We start from the raw sequence: 14,646 nt of genomic DNA, 5'->3' as shown, positions 1-14,646 counted from the left end.
CCGGGATGAGCCTCAGTTGCAAGCGCTTGCGAAGCGCGGAGCCCAGACGCTAAGCCCAGACTGGGCGCTATGTACTAATCAATTAGTGGACTACTAACTAGGAGTAGCTATGCAGGACGTCACCCGCGAGCTGGTCGACTTACTCGATCTGGCGCCGGTCGGAAATGATCACTTCAGCGGTGATAGCCAGGATCTTGGTTTTCCGAGTGTGTTCGGCGGCCAGGTCCTCGGCCAGGCGCTGATGGCGGCAAGCAGAACCGTTGATGACCGGCTTGCCCACTCCCTGCATGCGTACTTTCTGCGGCCGGGCGATGCCCGTGAGCCTATCGACTACGAGGTCAACCGTGTCCGCGACGGCGGCAGTTTCTCGACCCGGAGGGTGATGGCACGGCAAAGTGGCAAGGAGATCCTGACTGCGATCGTATCATTCCAGGTCGAGGAGGAAGGCCTGGAACATCAGTTCGAGATGCCGGCCGCGCCCGGATACGAGACACTCAATACGGAGCTGGATCTCCGGCGCAAACTCGAGGCGTACATGCCAGAACGCTCTCGGGAACTGCTGCTGAAAGAGCGCGCCATTGAGATCCGTCCCGTTAATCCCGGTGATCCGCTCAAGCCGTCGGTAGAAAGGCCGCACAAGCAGCACTGGATGCGGGCGCTGGGCGAATTACCCGATGACCCGACTTTACACCGGTGCCTGCTGGCCTATGCGTCAGATTTCGGCCTTCTGGGCACGTCTATAAACCCCCATGGCGTGACCTTCATGGACCCCCGGCTCCAGGTCGCAAGCCTTGACCACGCCATTTGGTTTCATCGCGAATTCCGTATGGACCAATGGCTACTCTACGACATGGATAGCCCGAGCTCTTCGGGCGGTCGTGGCTTCAGCAGGGGTAATATTTTCGATCCGGCGGGCCGGCTGGTGGCCTCGACCACCCAGGAAGCGCTGATTCGAAAGCATATGAAATCCTGAACCCGTTTCTAGCTATGTTTGCATGGCACGTGACTCCGGCCATCGACCGTCGGAGTCAAGCAGCCGGATCAAACAGGTTTCAGAATGAATCGGCCCGCCGGGATCGGGTTTGACCGCTTCTTTTCGCCAGCCATTCGAACAGCTGGGCCAGGGGTACAGGGCGGGTCAGGATGTAGCCCTGGATCTGGTCACAGCCCATCCTGTGCAGCAGTGTTTGTGTCTCAATGTCTTCCACTCCCTCTGCCACGACGTGATAGCCCAGGCTATGGCACATCCCGATGGTCGTGTTGACGATAACCCGGTCGTCGGGCTGGTGGCAGAGCTCGGTGACGAGCGAGCGGTCTATTTTGATCTCGCTTGCCGGCAAACGCTTGATGTAGGACAGCGAAGAATAACCCGAGCCAAAGTCGTCGATGCTGATGGGAATGCCCGCGTCGACAAGGGCCTGCAGAACCCGCAGGGAGTTTGCAGGGTCCAGCATGACCGAGGTTTCGGTCAGTTCCAGCAGGATTTTCCCCTGATGGGACGGGTTCACCCTCATGAGCGCCTGAATGAACTCGGCGAGGTCCGGTTCACGCAGATTATTAGGTGAAATGTTGACCGAGACGGTGACGTCGTAGCCGGCAGCCTGCAGCTTGCCCCTTGCCGATAGCGCCTGAGTCAGAACCCAGCGCGTGAGGGGCTTGATCAGGCCGGTCTGTTCCGCCACAGCTATCAGCGCTTCCGCAGAAACTTCGGTTTCGCGGCGTGGCCACCGTATCAGTGCTTCTACGCCAACCACCTGCATGTCGGACAACCTGAGTTTGGGCTGGTAATACAGCGCCAGCTCGTTGGTTGCAAGGGCGCGCTTCAGTTCCGTGCCGATGGTCAGGCGGTGGGCGCTGTAAGGGTCTTCGTCGCTGAGGTAGAACGCCAGGCTATGCCCCGGCCCGTTCGCGGTTTCCTGGGCAATATAGGCCTGTCTGATCAAATTGCCGATGTCGGTACCGTGATCGGGAAAAATGGCCAGACCGCAGGCCGGAGCCAGGGAAAGCTCCATACCAAGATACTGAAAGGGCTCACGGAGACGGTTCAGGCAGCGGTCCAGTTTCTCTTTAGTCTGCTCCGCCGTCGAAGCGTCCAGCACAAATGCAAAGGCGCTCATCTCAAGGGTGGCAAGATAAAAACGTTCGTGCTCGGACTGCTCAATAATCTCGACGCCCGGGATTTCACCCAGAATACGGTTAAAGCGCTGAGCGGCCTTCGCGATCAGTCTGTCGGTATTGTTATGCCCGAGCGTTTTATGAAGCGTCGTGTAGTCCAGCAACTGAATAACGCCGACGGCGTAGCGCCTGTTTTCCCGGTGCTGGGTAAGGTCTTTGACCAGCATTTCATAACAACCCCGGTTGGGTAGCCCCGTGATGGGGTGGTGCAGGGCCTGGTGCATCAGTTTCAGTTCTGCCCGGCGGCGCTCCGCATGCTCACGAAGGCGTGCCTCCTGCGCAGCCATACGCTCCTGCCTGTCGTTGAACAGTCTTTGAGCCAGAGCTATGGATAGCAGAATCGCTTCCATGGCCGAGCCGATCTGGATGCCGTATTCGGTCAATGCGTTTGTCGGCAGCCAGCCATACTTATGCACGGCAGTGATGAAGCAACCGAGGGTGAGTAAACCCCAGGCTAGTGCATACAGGCGGGCGGCCTGATTGCCCCTGTACCACTCGATGGGGCCAGCCAGCAACAGCAGTACACAGCCGGGAATCGCGAGTGCTACCGAGAATCGGATGGAGGCGTTGTAATCGAGCACGAAAGCACCGGCCAGTCCTGCCAACGCGGCGAAAATCATCGCCTTGGCCACCCGGTTCATCACCGGGCTGGTTTCTGGCAGCTTCAGGAAAGCCCGCACGAATATCGCTGAAAAAAGGAGCGCCATGGGGATGGCGACCAACATTGCCTGGTTCTGCAGCCAGGGAGAATGTGGCCATAAAAGAGGATAGGTGATGCCCCGCAGCGTCGCGACAAGAAAGAGATATCCGAAAGTGCAGAGGCAGTAGTAGAGATAGACTCTTTCGCGCAGCGCCAGGAACACAAACAGGTTGAAAAGAATAATGACTATCAGGATGCCGTAATAGACGGCATGCGCCTGCTCGCTTCCCAACGTTTCCTCAAACAAATCGAGAATGTTGCGTATCTGCAGAGGAACCTGAACTGTACCTTGGGTCTGTACGCTAAGCAGTACCTCATAGTGCTTTTCGGGTTCGAGGGTTATCGGGAAAAGAAAACTGGGGTGGGCGACAGGCCGGTGCTCAAACGGCCAGCGGTCACCGGTCTGATAAGACTGCACCAGACGGTCGTCTGTAAACAGGCTGAACGTTACGTAGTCCAGGTGAGGATAGCTGATCTCGACCAGCTTCTGCTCAAGGCCAGTACGGTTGCCTGTGAGCGCGAAACGAAACCAGTGGACGCCCTCGGGCTGGTAGCCAAAATTGGGGCTTTTCCCGTCGAGTGAGGTCCAGCCCGGCGAGTCGAGGGCGACGGGCTGTCCAGCTGGCATATGAAGGTAGCGAATGACGGGCTCTGTCCCGTGTTCCTGAACGCGGGCTGGCGCTGACTCAGCCAATGTGAACCCCGCTACCACAATGAGAAATAGCAGTAAGTAATGCACCGGCTTCTTGTTTTTGGTTTCGGGGCCAATACGGCAGCAGGGCCCCGGATGGCTGCTGTGTCGCAGGATGTGCCGTGGCATCGGCGCCGTTCTGCCGGAGTAGCCAGGCTCTGAAGCAAGTTCAGCCTGTCCGCACTGCAGACAATGGCAGGCGGGCGTCGCTCGTAGCCAAACCACATCCCTCTTCAATTTAGTTCAGATCAGCGGGCTTAGCTACTCTGATCCTATCGGAGGCGATTGAGGCGATTGAGGCGATTGAGGCGATTGAGGCTGTGAGGGTACGATGCCAGCCGCTACGGTTGGGGAAAAGCTAGGCGGGCAGCGCACGGGCCCACGCTCTGCTCCAGGGTACGGCCAGTGATTCGGGTTCGACGGTTTCAGAGGCATCGATTCTGAGAGTATCGCCGACCTTGGTACAGGCCAGCTCGTAGAAAGCTTCCTCAATGAGGTTGCCGGCGCCGCAGAAGCTGTCGCCGTACATGCTGTCCCCTAGCACGATCACGCCGAAGGGTCGCCCCTGCTGGAGCGGGAGCGTATCGCGGATATTCAGGTAGAAGGGCAGGATATTGGCCGGCAGCTCGCCCTGACCGGTGGTCGAGGTGCAGATCAGGATGGCACTCGATTCGGCCTCAAGGTCTGCAAGCGACGGCTCGTCGACGACCCTGATCTTGAGCCCCAGCTCTGCCAGGGAATCCGCGATAGCATCGGCGGTAGATCGGGCGCCGCCGAAAACGGTCCCGACGAAGATGGTAATGTCGGTCATGGACTGGATCTTGTCAGTGAGTTTCTGAGCGCGTGAGCCTACCCGTATCTGGGGCCAGCCTCAAGTTTCGGAATCGCCGGGATTCGGCGCAGTACCGTCGGGTTGAGGCTGTGATGGTTTGACGCGGGGAAATATACGGTTTCGCCCCTGTGACTTGGCTTCGTAGAGATTATGGTCAGCCTGGTTCAGAAGGCTCTCAAGGGTATTGTGTTGAGCCACGGAACACACACCGGCACTGATGGTAATGCTGAAGGACCGGTCACCGTAGACGAAGGTCTTCGCTTCCGTGGACGCCCGTAGCCGTTCCGCCAGTATGAGTGCCTGTAGCAGTGACGTATCGGGCAGGAGAACCAGAAATTCCTCACCGCCCCATCGCGAAGCGACATCGGCTTTACGGCAGAGGCTTTCCAGCAGCTCGGCAAACTCGACCAGTACCTGGTCTCCCGCCTCATGGCCGAATTGATCATTGATGCGTTTGAAGAAGTCGACGTCGATCAGTACGACGGAAAAAGGGTGTTCGTTGCGTTCGTGACGAGCCAGCTCTTTCGTGAGCTGGGCCCGCATCTCGCGCCGGTTAGCCAGCTTGGTGAGTTCATCGGTCCGGGCGGCGTATTCGAAAAGGCGGGCAACCTCTAGCAATTGGGTACGCGTCTGGCGCCGACTGAAGTCCAGAACAAAGCAGAAAACAGTTTCAAACAGCAATGTCAGCAGGAACCGGAGCTGAAAATCGACCGAGTAGTCGGCCGTAACTAGCGGTAGCTCAGGGAAGCGGAAGATAACCACGGTCATGCCCAGGCAGACGAGGGCGAGAAGGCACCCGGCCAGGGGGCCGGTCAGGTAGAACACGAGCGGCGGGAATACATAGAGCCACAGCGGGCCGGTGTTGTTTTCGCCGCCGGTCGCTACCAAAACGCAGAAGAGCACGGCCACAGTCGAAAGCACGACACAGCGACTACGGAAGGAGTTCCGGTTGAAGCTGAAATCGATGAGGTTGATGCCCATGGGTATGGCCAGCAGCATCAAGGTCTGACCATAGGTCCCGTGCCCGGCAAGCCAGGCTCTGGCACCGATTGCGATAAGCAGGATAAATGCAGCGGCCGATACCCAGAGCGTTACTCGGGCAATGCGCTGGGTCTCTTCATCGACGAAGGGTTGTAGGCGTTCAGGGCTGCTGTTCAATAGCATATTCAGGTAGTTCGGACCGAAGGTTGGCCAGCTCACGACCTGGGGCTCTGGGCCTCTGGCGTTCATGCCTGAGATGGCGAAGCAACGCTTTCCCTGCTTTTTTGGTTTACAGAGACAATTATAGCAGAGATCCAGGAAGTGGCCGTCCAACAGCGCAGAAGGACAGCAGAATAGTGTAAACTTTGCTGACGAAGACGCTGTTCCCGCATCAGCTAAAATTCATTACAGGAGTAAGTGGATGAGTAGTGCGACTGAAAGTCAGCAGGCGAGGGTAATTGCAGAGTTACGGGTTTTCATAAAGAAGGTCCTCGCGGACCCGACCATCGCCGTAAAGTCGATGGAAATCGCGCGCAAGCTCAAGGACGAACAGGATGCTGATCGCAAAATAGCAGAGCAGATCAGCGCCCAGACCAACGTCAGGATTCCCGAGAAGTTGAGCGAAGCTGACCGAATTTTTCTTGAGATCATCAATGACGTGCTCGACGACGAAGCCGCGCTCTATTGAAGCTCAGGCAGCGTGCACTTCTGAAGCTCGAGCAAGGCGTATACCCGCCTAGCTGGCACCGGCGGACGCATTCAGTACTTCATCAACGGTTCGCTTAAGCGCGGTCATCTCAGACTCTATCGCCGGCTCACCGGCAAGCGCCTGCTGTTCCCGTAGTATCTCGTTAAGGATGCCAAGCGTAGTGAGCGGGTTTGCCAGCACCACCCGAAAAACCACGCAAGGGTAGCTGTCGTAGCGCGGAGGCTCCAGTCTCGTACGGGAGACAAATGCCTTGCCACGTTCCCTCTGCGTCTTCTGCAGAAATTTGGTTATCCGGTTGAGGTGCGCATTGATTTTCTCCCGCTGGCGTTGATCCGCTTGACTCAGTGCCTGCAAAGCATCTGGCGGGGCAAAACGGTAGGTCAGGATGTTCAGTTCCGGCTTGCTGATGAGCTCGAAGTGGCTGTGCTGGTCGATCATGTCAGCGAACGCGCACGCTTTTTCAATACCCTGGTTGATCAAAAGTTCATAGCCTTCGCGACCGATAATCCTCAGGCCCGAATGGATCAGCATCGCCATACCCGGGCGTGAGCCCTCCAGCGTCGTACTGCCCAGATCCTTCGAGCCCTTGCGGATAATGTACTGGGCATGATGCTCGATCGCCCTGACAAGCGTCGGGTCCTTGAACAGCACCAATCCGGCACCCATCGGTACATAGAGCTGCTTGTGGGCATCGAATGTGACTGAATCGGCCTGTTCGATGCCGCGAAGCAGCGGTGCGTACTGCCGCGAAAAGAGGGTGGGGCCACCCCAGGCGGCGTCCACGTGGAAGTGCGCGTTAAACTCTCTCGCTACATCCGCCAGCGTGTCCAGCGGGTCAACATGGCCGGTTTCGGTGGTGCCCGCGATACCGACAATAGCCAGGATACGGATCCGTTGACGCTGCAGTTCAAGGCACTTGTTGCGCAGGTCGTCTTCCAGTATCCGGTTATCCTCGTCTGTATCCACCGCAATCAGGGCATCTCTGCCCAGGCCAAGGACATCGGCGGCTTTGCGCAGCGAGTAATGGCCCCGGCGCGAGACAAGAATCGCAGCGCCCTCATGCCCGTAGTAGCGCAACGCCCGGAACAAACCCTCCCGGTGGATGCCGCGGAAGCTGCCTTCGGCCGGAAAGGCATGATTTCGCGCTACCCATAACGCTGTGATATTGGCCAGCGTGCCGCCGGACGTCATCGCGCCGAGGGCGTGGTGAGCATCGTGCATTCGCGCGCGATAGAAACCGCCGTCCTTCTTGTAGACCAACCGGTGGAGCATGCCCAGAACTTGCCGTTCCAGCGGAGTGAAGGCCTTCGAGGTTTCCGTTTTTACCAGATTCTGGTTGAGCGCGATCATGATCTTGCTCAGCGGCAGCATAAAGTAAGGCAGCGCTGAGGTCATATGCCCGACAAAGCTGGGGGAGGCCGTATGGACGGAGTTGGCTACCAGCTTATCAAGCAGAAACTGGGCCTGTTCGGAGACGAACATGGGTTTGTCGGGAATGTTCGGGTCTGCGAAGTCTTTCTCGACTTCACTCAGGTCTTTTTCGGTCGCAACAATATGGTCTTGCAAGAAACCGGCTAGGTTCCTTGAGATTAGCTGGTCGATTCGGCTCAGGGCTGAGTCGGGGGCCTCGGCTACGGTGAATACCCGATACATGGCTTCGAGACTGGCCTGAGCGGTTTTCTTACTGCCGCTCATATACACCTGTTTTCAAGGTTGCTACCAAAGACTGCATCACTCTTTTCTGGCGGTTGATTGGAAACACGCCATTCAACCGATGGAAATTGCGCACTAATGGATTGTGAACGTCCGCGTCCCTTTGGCCGGCCGCGTAGTATAGTCCCTGTATAGGGCCCTGTCTGCCCCAGCCTCTTCGTGGCACCACCATAGGCAGGCCGGAGAGGCTGAGGAGCTGACCTGTACGCTCGGCATGAGTTTGAAAAGGCGGGCAGGATCTGGAGCGGCTTTGTTCAGCCCCCCATCTGCTCGAAAAATGTGTCGAGGATAGGCGCGTCAATCTGGTCCGCGATCTCCAATTCGATGGCCTGCAAACGCTGGTGCAGCTTCGCCGGCGATGGACCTGCCGTGGCAATGGTCCAGGTAGCGTAATCCAGCGATTCGAGATCGCCGACCTCGGCGACCGCGAGGTCGGCTGATTTTCCCCAATGGGTTCTCATTTTCTGAAAGGCCCTGGCCTTTGCCTTGTGGTCGGGGCAGCCATAGACCTGGAATCGTAGCGTCATCACAGCAACGTGTGGCGGAGACATCGACTCGGTCAGCATCAGCCCTCCGGAAGCGCACGCTGAATGATGGAACGGAAGTCTGTCCCCGCCGGCAGATTGCCCGTATTCAGTCCGCCGCTTGCCGCCAGACGACCCGCACAGAACGCGTCTGCGATCGCGGGCGGGCTATTGCGAAGTAGCAGCGACCCCTGTAGAGCAAGCGCCATACGGTCAACCAGGTTTCGGGCTTGAGCTTCTTTCGCACCACTGCCTGAAAACTCATGCTCCAGTGTGGTTACGAAACGGTCGAACCGGGCATCGGCGCCCTTTGCCAGGGCGAGTTCTGAAAAAAATACCTCCAATGACTCGGGTTCCTTTTTAAGCGCTCGTAGCACATCCAGGCACTGCACGTTGCCGCTACCCTCCCAGATCGAGTTGACCGGGGATTCCCTGAACAGCCGCGGCATGATGCAATCTTCCATCAGGCCGTTGCCACCCAGGCACTCCATGGCTTCGTAGGCATGGTTGGGCGTGCGCTTGCAGATCCAGTATTTGCCGACCGCCGTGGCCAGGCGCAGCAGCAGTTTCTCTTCGCGTGAACCCGGGTGATCCAGTGCGCGGGCTATACGCATGGTCAACGCCGTCGCCGCCTCGCTTTCCAGGGCAAGGTCTGCCAGAACATTCTGCATGAGCGGCTGGTCGATCAGCAGTGCTCCGAACGCCTTGCGTTGGTTGCAGTGATGAAGGGCCTGTGCGGTTGCCTGGCGCATTCCTCCAGCCGAGCCAATCATGCAGTCGAATCGCGTCACTGCGACCATTTCGATGATGGTTGATACGCCGCGGCCTTCAGCGCCGACCATCCACGCCTGGGCGCCGTCCAGTTCGACTTCGCTGGACGCGTTGGCGAGATTGCCCATTTTGTTCTTCAGGCGCTGGAGGTGAACCGGATTCTTGACCCCATCGGGCTGCCAGCGGGGCATGAGGAAGCAGGTCAGACCCGCGGGAGCCTGGGCAAGCACCAGAAAGGCGTCGCACATGGGGGCCGACATGAACCACTTGTGTCCGGTCAACGCATAAAGCTCGCCCGGGCCACCCACACCCAGGGCCTGGGCGATCGTGGTATTGGCGCGTACATCAGAGCCACCTTGTTTCTCGGTCATGGCCATGCCGATAGTCAGGCCCGACTTCTGTTCCGACGGAATATTGCGTGGGTCGTACTCGCGGGACGTGATGCCGGGTAGCCACTGTTTGGCCAGGCTGGGCTGTTTAAGCAATGCGGGGACGGCGGCAAAGGTCATGGTGATGGGGCAGCAGTGAGCTGCCTCAACTTGAGACTGGATAAAAAACTTGGCCGCTCGGGCGACATGTGCACCTGGCTTGGGGTCGGTCCAGGGACTGCTGTGCATACCCCCCCGCACGGCGCGGTTCATCAGCTCATGGTAGGCCGGGTGAAAGTCGACAGTGTCGCGGCGATGCCCGAAGCGGTCGTGGGTATGCAGGACGGGTGAGCTCTGGTTGGCCTGAAAGCCGAGAGCAATAGTTTCGCTGCGGCCGGCCCAGGCGCCGTGGTCCACTAAGTCCGGCTCAGCCCATGCGGCCCCCCCCAGTTTGACGCTGTCACGCAGAGCCCTGTCTGCGCCGTAAAGATTGTAGTTTTCAAGCGGTTGAGGTTGATTGAAAACCGCGTGGTTCTGCCCCGGTAGTGTTTGATCGGGGACATTGTTTACCTTGGCGTTCAAGTCAGACTCCTTATTGGCGGGCGCACTGCCGAGGGTTCACGCTGGACGCATACCGCCTGGAGGCAGAAGGCCAGGATTGCATCGACCAGCCCCGCATGGCTTTCTGGCTCCGGCGCTTGTGGTGCCTGGACGGTGGGCGATAGGGGGCCGATCAGGGCCTCAGCGATGGCGCCCACAATTGCCGCGCTGGCGAGCTGCGTATCGAGAGCTGGAATTTCGCCCGTGCGGACCCCCTCATCCAGTGTTTCGGCAAAAAGGCGGGCGTAGGTCTGGCGGTAGATAAGCCGTTCCTGGTCCACCTGAGGGTCGACCGGTTCGGCAATGAGCGCCCACGCCATTGTTGGCGCGCGCAGGGCACGCGAGGCGAATACCCTAAGCGCGCGTTCAAGCCGCGCCATCGCGCTACCCGACTCGTGGAGGGCCTCGTCGACGCGCGCTACCTCGCGTGCGGTGGCGCGCTGGAACACTTCGGAGAATAAGTCCCCTTTGGACGCAAAATGCCGATAGACGGTTCCTGTCGCAACGCCGGCAAGATCAGCCACCTTCGCTACAGCTGCGCCACGGAAGCCGCCGCTCGCCACCAGTGATTCGGCGGATTCAAGAAGCCGCTGACGAACAGCCTGTTTTTTTGCCAGCGTCCTGGCAGTTTCGCGATAAGCCATCTCGGGGTCCTTTCCTCAGAGTCGAATATGCTAAATTGTTGAGTATGTGTATGATAGTACGGAAATGCAGGTAATTTTAAGTAGTGAATCACCATTCATAAATTAAGTCAAACGTCCTTTTCCAACGCTGAGAAGCAGGCTGGCAAAAGCACAAAAAAAACCGGGCCCCTAGGGGCCCGGCGAAGTTTTACTCAGGGAAAGAAACGACTCGACTGGATCACGGCGGTGAGTCAGTGACACCAGCTGGACGTTACTGGCGAGCGATCCGCTTGCCAGTTACATTCGAGTTTAGCCGGGGATTTCGGCTCCGCCTCTGGCTATTACAAAAAATTACCATATCCCCTGTTGGTCAGTATCTGCCGGTCAACCAGACCGTGCGGCGTACTGATTGTGCAACACTCCTCTTATCCCGCGAAACGCAGCGTCATTTGATATGATGCGGGCTTATGTGCAGGTTGAGCCTGAAAGTGCAGATAGACCTGGAGAGCCATGAACCCTCAACGCTTGCTGACAATTTTCGCGATATTTGTGGTGTTGCTAGTGCTGTTCCTGTACCTCACATCTTCTGATGAGGCCTTTCTGGAGCCCAGCAATACTGGCCCCCCCGAAGTGACCGGCACCGCCGGGGCGCTACGCCATGGAATAGGTCATGAAAACGGTGCCGTAGCATAAATCCGGCGGTTTGACCCCAACTGGGGTTGAATCGCATTTATCAGAGGAGTACACGTCTTGTCACCTGTTAGTCGGCAGTATCCCCACGCCCGCCCCCGCCGTAACCGGCGCGACGATTTCTCCCGCCGGCTGGTACGCGAACACCGGCTTAGCACAGACGATCTGATCTACCCGCTATTTGTACTCGAAGGGGAAGGCATCCGTGAGCCCGTGGCGTCGATGCCCGGCGTTGAGCGACTGTCTGTGGATGAGCTTGTGCGTGAGGCCGCTGTCCTGGTCGAGCTGGGAATACCCGCTGTAGCCCTTTTTCCAGTAACGCCGAGTTCGGCCAAAAGTCTTGGTGGCGAGGCTGCGTGGGATCCTCAGGGCCTGGCCCAACGGGCGGTCCGGGCGGTAAAAGAGGCCCAGCCCGGCCTCGGCATTATCACGGACGTTGCGCTGGATCCATTTACGACGCATGGTCAGGACGGCATCATAGATGACGACGGCTACGTGCTGAACGACGTCACCCTGGAGGCTCTGGTCAGACAGGCGCTGTCCCACGCCGAGGCCGGCGCTGATGTGGTGGCGCCTTCGGACATGATGGATGGCCGGATCGGCGCAGTGCGGCAGGCTCTGGAAGAAGCTGGCCATTTCAATACCCGAATAATGGCCTATTCTGCAAAATATGCCTCCAGTTATTACGGCCCTTTCCGGGACGCGGTAGGCTCAGCTGGGAACCTCGGCAAGAGCAGCAAGGAAACCTACCAGATGGACCCGGGGAACAGTGACGAGGCACTTCATGAGGTCGCTCTGGACCTGGCCGAAGGCGCGGACATGGTCATGGTGAAGCCGGGCATGCCGTACCTGGATATCGTGCGTCGGGTAAAGAGTGAGCTGCAGGTACCTACGTTCGCCTACCAGGTGAGCGGTGAGTACGCCATGCACATGGCCGCGGCTCAGAATGGCTGGCTGGACGGCGACAAGGTCATGATGGAGAGCCTGCTGTGTTTCAAGCGGGCGGGCGCCGATGGCATATTGACCTATTTTGCCAAGCGCGCTGCCCAGCACCTGAAAGCCCGTCCAGGGGGCTGACGGGAGCGGGTCGTAGCACGAGCCCCGGACTTGTTCGGGCGTTGAGGTTGGGATTTGAATACCAGTGGGGCCTGAATACATGAGCAATGACAAAAACAACCCCGGAGACATCCTGGATGAGCCCGATCTTGGCGCCGCGGCCCATTACTTCAACCGCGAACTGAGTCATCTTCATTTCAACCACCGCGTGCTGCGGCAGGCTCTGGACGAGCATCACCCGCTGCTGAGCCGGATGCAGTTCTGCTGCATATTCAGCAGCAACATGGATGAGTTTTTCGAGATCCGTGTGGCGGGCCTGCGGCAGCAGATAAAGTATGGTCGGGAGGCGGTCGGCTCCGACGGGCTCAGCCCGGAGCAGGCTCTGAACGAAGTCGCCGAAATAGCGCACCGCTATGTTCAGGAACAATATGAGATTCTCAACAGCGTGTTAATACCAGCGTTGGAGAGAGAAAATATTCATTTTGTCCGGCGCCGCGAGTGGACCGCCGCACAGCGCGACTGGGTAGCACGCTACTTTGAGGAAGAAATTCTGCCGGTGGTTAACCCCATCGGGCTCGACCCTTCGCATCCACTTCCCCGCCTGGTCAACAAAAGCCTTAACTTTATCGTCAAGCTCGAGGGAAAGGACGCCTTTGGTCGGGAAACCGGGATGGCGCTTGTGCCTGCACCACGTTCTTTACCGCGACTGGTGCGAATGCCTGACGACGTCTGCCCGGGCGGGGACAATCTCGTTTTCCTCTCATCAATGATTCATGCCCACGCCGATCAGTTATTCCCGGGCATGGCGGTCAAGGGTTGCTACCAATTCCGGCTGACCCGCAATGCTGACCTGGAGTTGGAAGACGACCTCGAAGACCTGGCTTCGGCGCTGCGGGGCGAGTTGCTCAGTCGGAGGTTCGGCGATGCCGTGCGGCTGGAAGTCGCGGACAATTGCCCGGCCGAATTGGTCAACTTCCTGCTGACCGAGTTCGGCTTGAGTGAACGCGAACTGTATCTGGTCCATGGTCCGGTCAACCTTGCCCGCCTGATGGCGCTTGGTCGTCTGCTGAACCGACCGGATCTGGACTACCCGGGAATAACTCCTTCTGTGCCACGGGCCATCCGCAGCCGGGAAACCATTTTTGAAGCCATGCGGCAGCAGGACATCCTGCTTTACCATCCGTTTGAAAGCTTTACGCCGGTAATCGACCTGCTCAGGCAAGCCGCTCGCGACCCGGGAGTTCTCGCTATCCGACAGACTCTCTACCGGACCGGTGCGGAGTCCGAGCTTGTGGAAGCCCTCGCGGACGCAGCGCGACGCGGCAAGGAGGTCACGGCAGTCATTGAGCTGCAGGCCCGCTTCGACGAAGCCGAGAATCTGGAACTGGCGAGCCGTCTGCAGGAAGCCGGCGCTGTGGTCGTGTACGGAGTGGTCGGCTATAAAACCCATGCCAAGATGATCATGATCGTGCGCCGGGAAGAGAGCGGACTGAAGCGCTACGTTCACCTCGGTACCGGCAATTACCACGCCGGCAACGCGCGGCTATACACCGATTACAGTTTGCTGACCTGTGACGATGCGCTGGGGGACGACGTCAACAAGATATTCCAGCAACTTACCGGGATGGGTAAGGCGCTGAAAGTGAAGAAGCTGCTGCACGCGCCTTTTACGCTCCATTCCAAATTGATCGAGTTGATCGAGAGAGAGGCCGGGCACGCACAGGCGGGTAAGCCGGCACGAATTGTTGTAAAGCTGAATGCCCTGGCTGAGACCGAGGTAATAAGGGCTCTGTATCGTGCCTCTATCGCGGGTGTGCGCATTGACCTGATCGTCCGCGGTATCTGTTGCCTTCGCCCCCGGGTACCGGGTCTGTCGGAGAATATCAGGGTGATTTCGGTGGTCGGGCGCTTTCTGGAGCACAGCCGTGTCTACTACTTCTACAATAACGGCAAAGCCGATACCTACTGTGCCAGCGCGGACTGGATGGCGCGCAATCTGTTCAACCGGGTAGAAACGTGCTTTCCGATTAACGACCCTGCGTTGGCCGAGCGTGTGTTGGAAGAACTGGAAATATACCTGCAGGACAATTGTTTCAGCGCGGAACTCAATGCCGACGGAACATATACCCAGAACCAGCCCGCAGAAGGTGAACCCAGACTGTCGGCTCAGACCATATTGCTGGAAAGGCTGACGGCGAAGTAGTAAATTCGCC

The 14,646-nt window shown here is 58.3% G+C and carries 12 protein-coding genes; 5 read left to right on the top strand and 7 right to left on the bottom strand.

The features are described 5' to 3' along the window. The first annotated feature begins 109 nt into the window (after positions 1-109). Complete coding sequence (gene tesB, locus soil367_RS15910; RefSeq protein WP_136550026.1) at positions 110-973, top strand: acyl-CoA thioesterase II; 864 nt, start codon at positions 110-112, stop codon at positions 971-973. Between the two features lie 79 nt (positions 974-1,052). Here tesB and soil367_RS15905 read toward each other — a convergent pair whose 3' ends face one another. From soil367_RS15905 to soil367_RS15895, 3 genes are all read right to left on the bottom strand, one after another. Next, positions 1,053-3,695, bottom strand: coding sequence for an EAL domain-containing protein (locus soil367_RS15905; RefSeq protein WP_136550025.1), 2,643 nt, complete (start codon positions 3,693-3,695; stop codon positions 1,053-1,055). A gap of 229 nt (positions 3,696-3,924) precedes the next feature. After that, positions 3,925-4,377, bottom strand: coding sequence for a flavodoxin domain-containing protein (locus soil367_RS15900; RefSeq protein ID WP_136550024.1), 453 nt, complete (start codon positions 4,375-4,377; stop codon positions 3,925-3,927). A 60-nt stretch (positions 4,378-4,437) separates the two neighbouring features. Then, positions 4,438-5,598 (bottom strand): GGDEF domain-containing protein, encoded by a 1,161-nt coding sequence (locus soil367_RS15895; RefSeq protein WP_246065367.1) that lies wholly within the window; start codon positions 5,596-5,598, stop codon positions 4,438-4,440. 202 nt (positions 5,599-5,800) lie between these two features. Between soil367_RS15895 and soil367_RS15890 the strand changes: the two genes are divergently transcribed. Next, a complete protein-coding gene (locus tag soil367_RS15890; protein ID WP_136550023.1) occupies positions 5,801-6,067 on the top strand; it encodes a hypothetical protein in 267 nt (88 codons plus the stop codon). A 48-nt stretch (positions 6,068-6,115) separates the two neighbouring features. On the opposite strand, the gene panP is transcribed toward soil367_RS15890, so the two are convergent. The 4 genes from panP to soil367_RS15870 form a co-directional block, all read right to left on the bottom strand. Next, on the bottom strand, positions 6,116-7,783 hold the full coding sequence (gene panP, locus soil367_RS15885) for a pyridoxal-dependent aspartate 1-decarboxylase PanP (protein WP_136550022.1): 1,668 nt from the start codon (positions 7,781-7,783) through the stop codon (positions 6,116-6,118). Between the two features lie 272 nt (positions 7,784-8,055). Continuing rightward, entirely contained in the window at positions 8,056-8,367 is a 312-nt protein-coding gene (locus soil367_RS15880; RefSeq protein WP_136550021.1) for a DUF503 family protein, read from the bottom strand. After that, positions 8,367-10,046 carry an isovaleryl-CoA dehydrogenase gene (locus soil367_RS15875; protein WP_136550020.1) on the bottom strand — a complete coding sequence of 560 codons (1,680 nt, stop codon included), beginning with the start codon at positions 10,044-10,046 and terminating at the stop codon, positions 8,367-8,369. Before soil367_RS15875 ends, soil367_RS15880 begins: the two co-directional genes overlap by 1 nt. Continuing rightward, the gene (locus soil367_RS15870; protein ID WP_136550019.1) at positions 10,043-10,708 is read right to left on the bottom strand and encodes a TetR/AcrR family transcriptional regulator; all 666 of its coding nucleotides are present in this window, start codon (positions 10,706-10,708) and stop codon (positions 10,043-10,045) included. The genes soil367_RS15875 and soil367_RS15870 overlap by 4 nt, the downstream gene beginning before the upstream one ends. 489 nt (positions 10,709-11,197) lie before the next feature. Between soil367_RS15870 and soil367_RS15865 the strand changes: the two genes are divergently transcribed. The 3 genes from soil367_RS15865 (at position 11,198) to ppk1 (ending at position 14,636) form a co-directional block, all read left to right on the top strand. Further along, a complete protein-coding gene (locus tag soil367_RS15865) occupies positions 11,198-11,380 on the top strand; it encodes a hypothetical protein (RefSeq protein WP_136550018.1) in 183 nt (60 codons plus the stop codon). A 57-nt stretch (positions 11,381-11,437) separates the two neighbouring features. Then, complete coding sequence (hemB, locus tag soil367_RS15860; RefSeq protein ID WP_136550017.1) at positions 11,438-12,454, top strand: porphobilinogen synthase; 1,017 nt, start codon at positions 11,438-11,440, stop codon at positions 12,452-12,454. A 79-nt stretch (positions 12,455-12,533) separates the two neighbouring features. Continuing rightward, positions 12,534-14,636: a polyphosphate kinase 1 gene (gene ppk1, locus soil367_RS15855; protein ID WP_136550016.1), complete on the top strand. Its 2,103-nt coding sequence runs from the start codon at positions 12,534-12,536 to the stop codon at positions 14,634-14,636. Positions 14,637-14,646: the final 10 nt, after the last annotated feature.

It is taken from the genome of Hydrocarboniclastica marina, from assembly GCF_004851605.1.
Taxonomy (GTDB): Bacteria; Pseudomonadota; Gammaproteobacteria; order Pseudomonadales; family Oleiphilaceae; genus Hydrocarboniclastica; species Hydrocarboniclastica marina.
The sequence above is the reverse complement of the archived record's forward strand: the minus strand, read 5'-3'. Positions and strand labels throughout refer to the sequence as shown.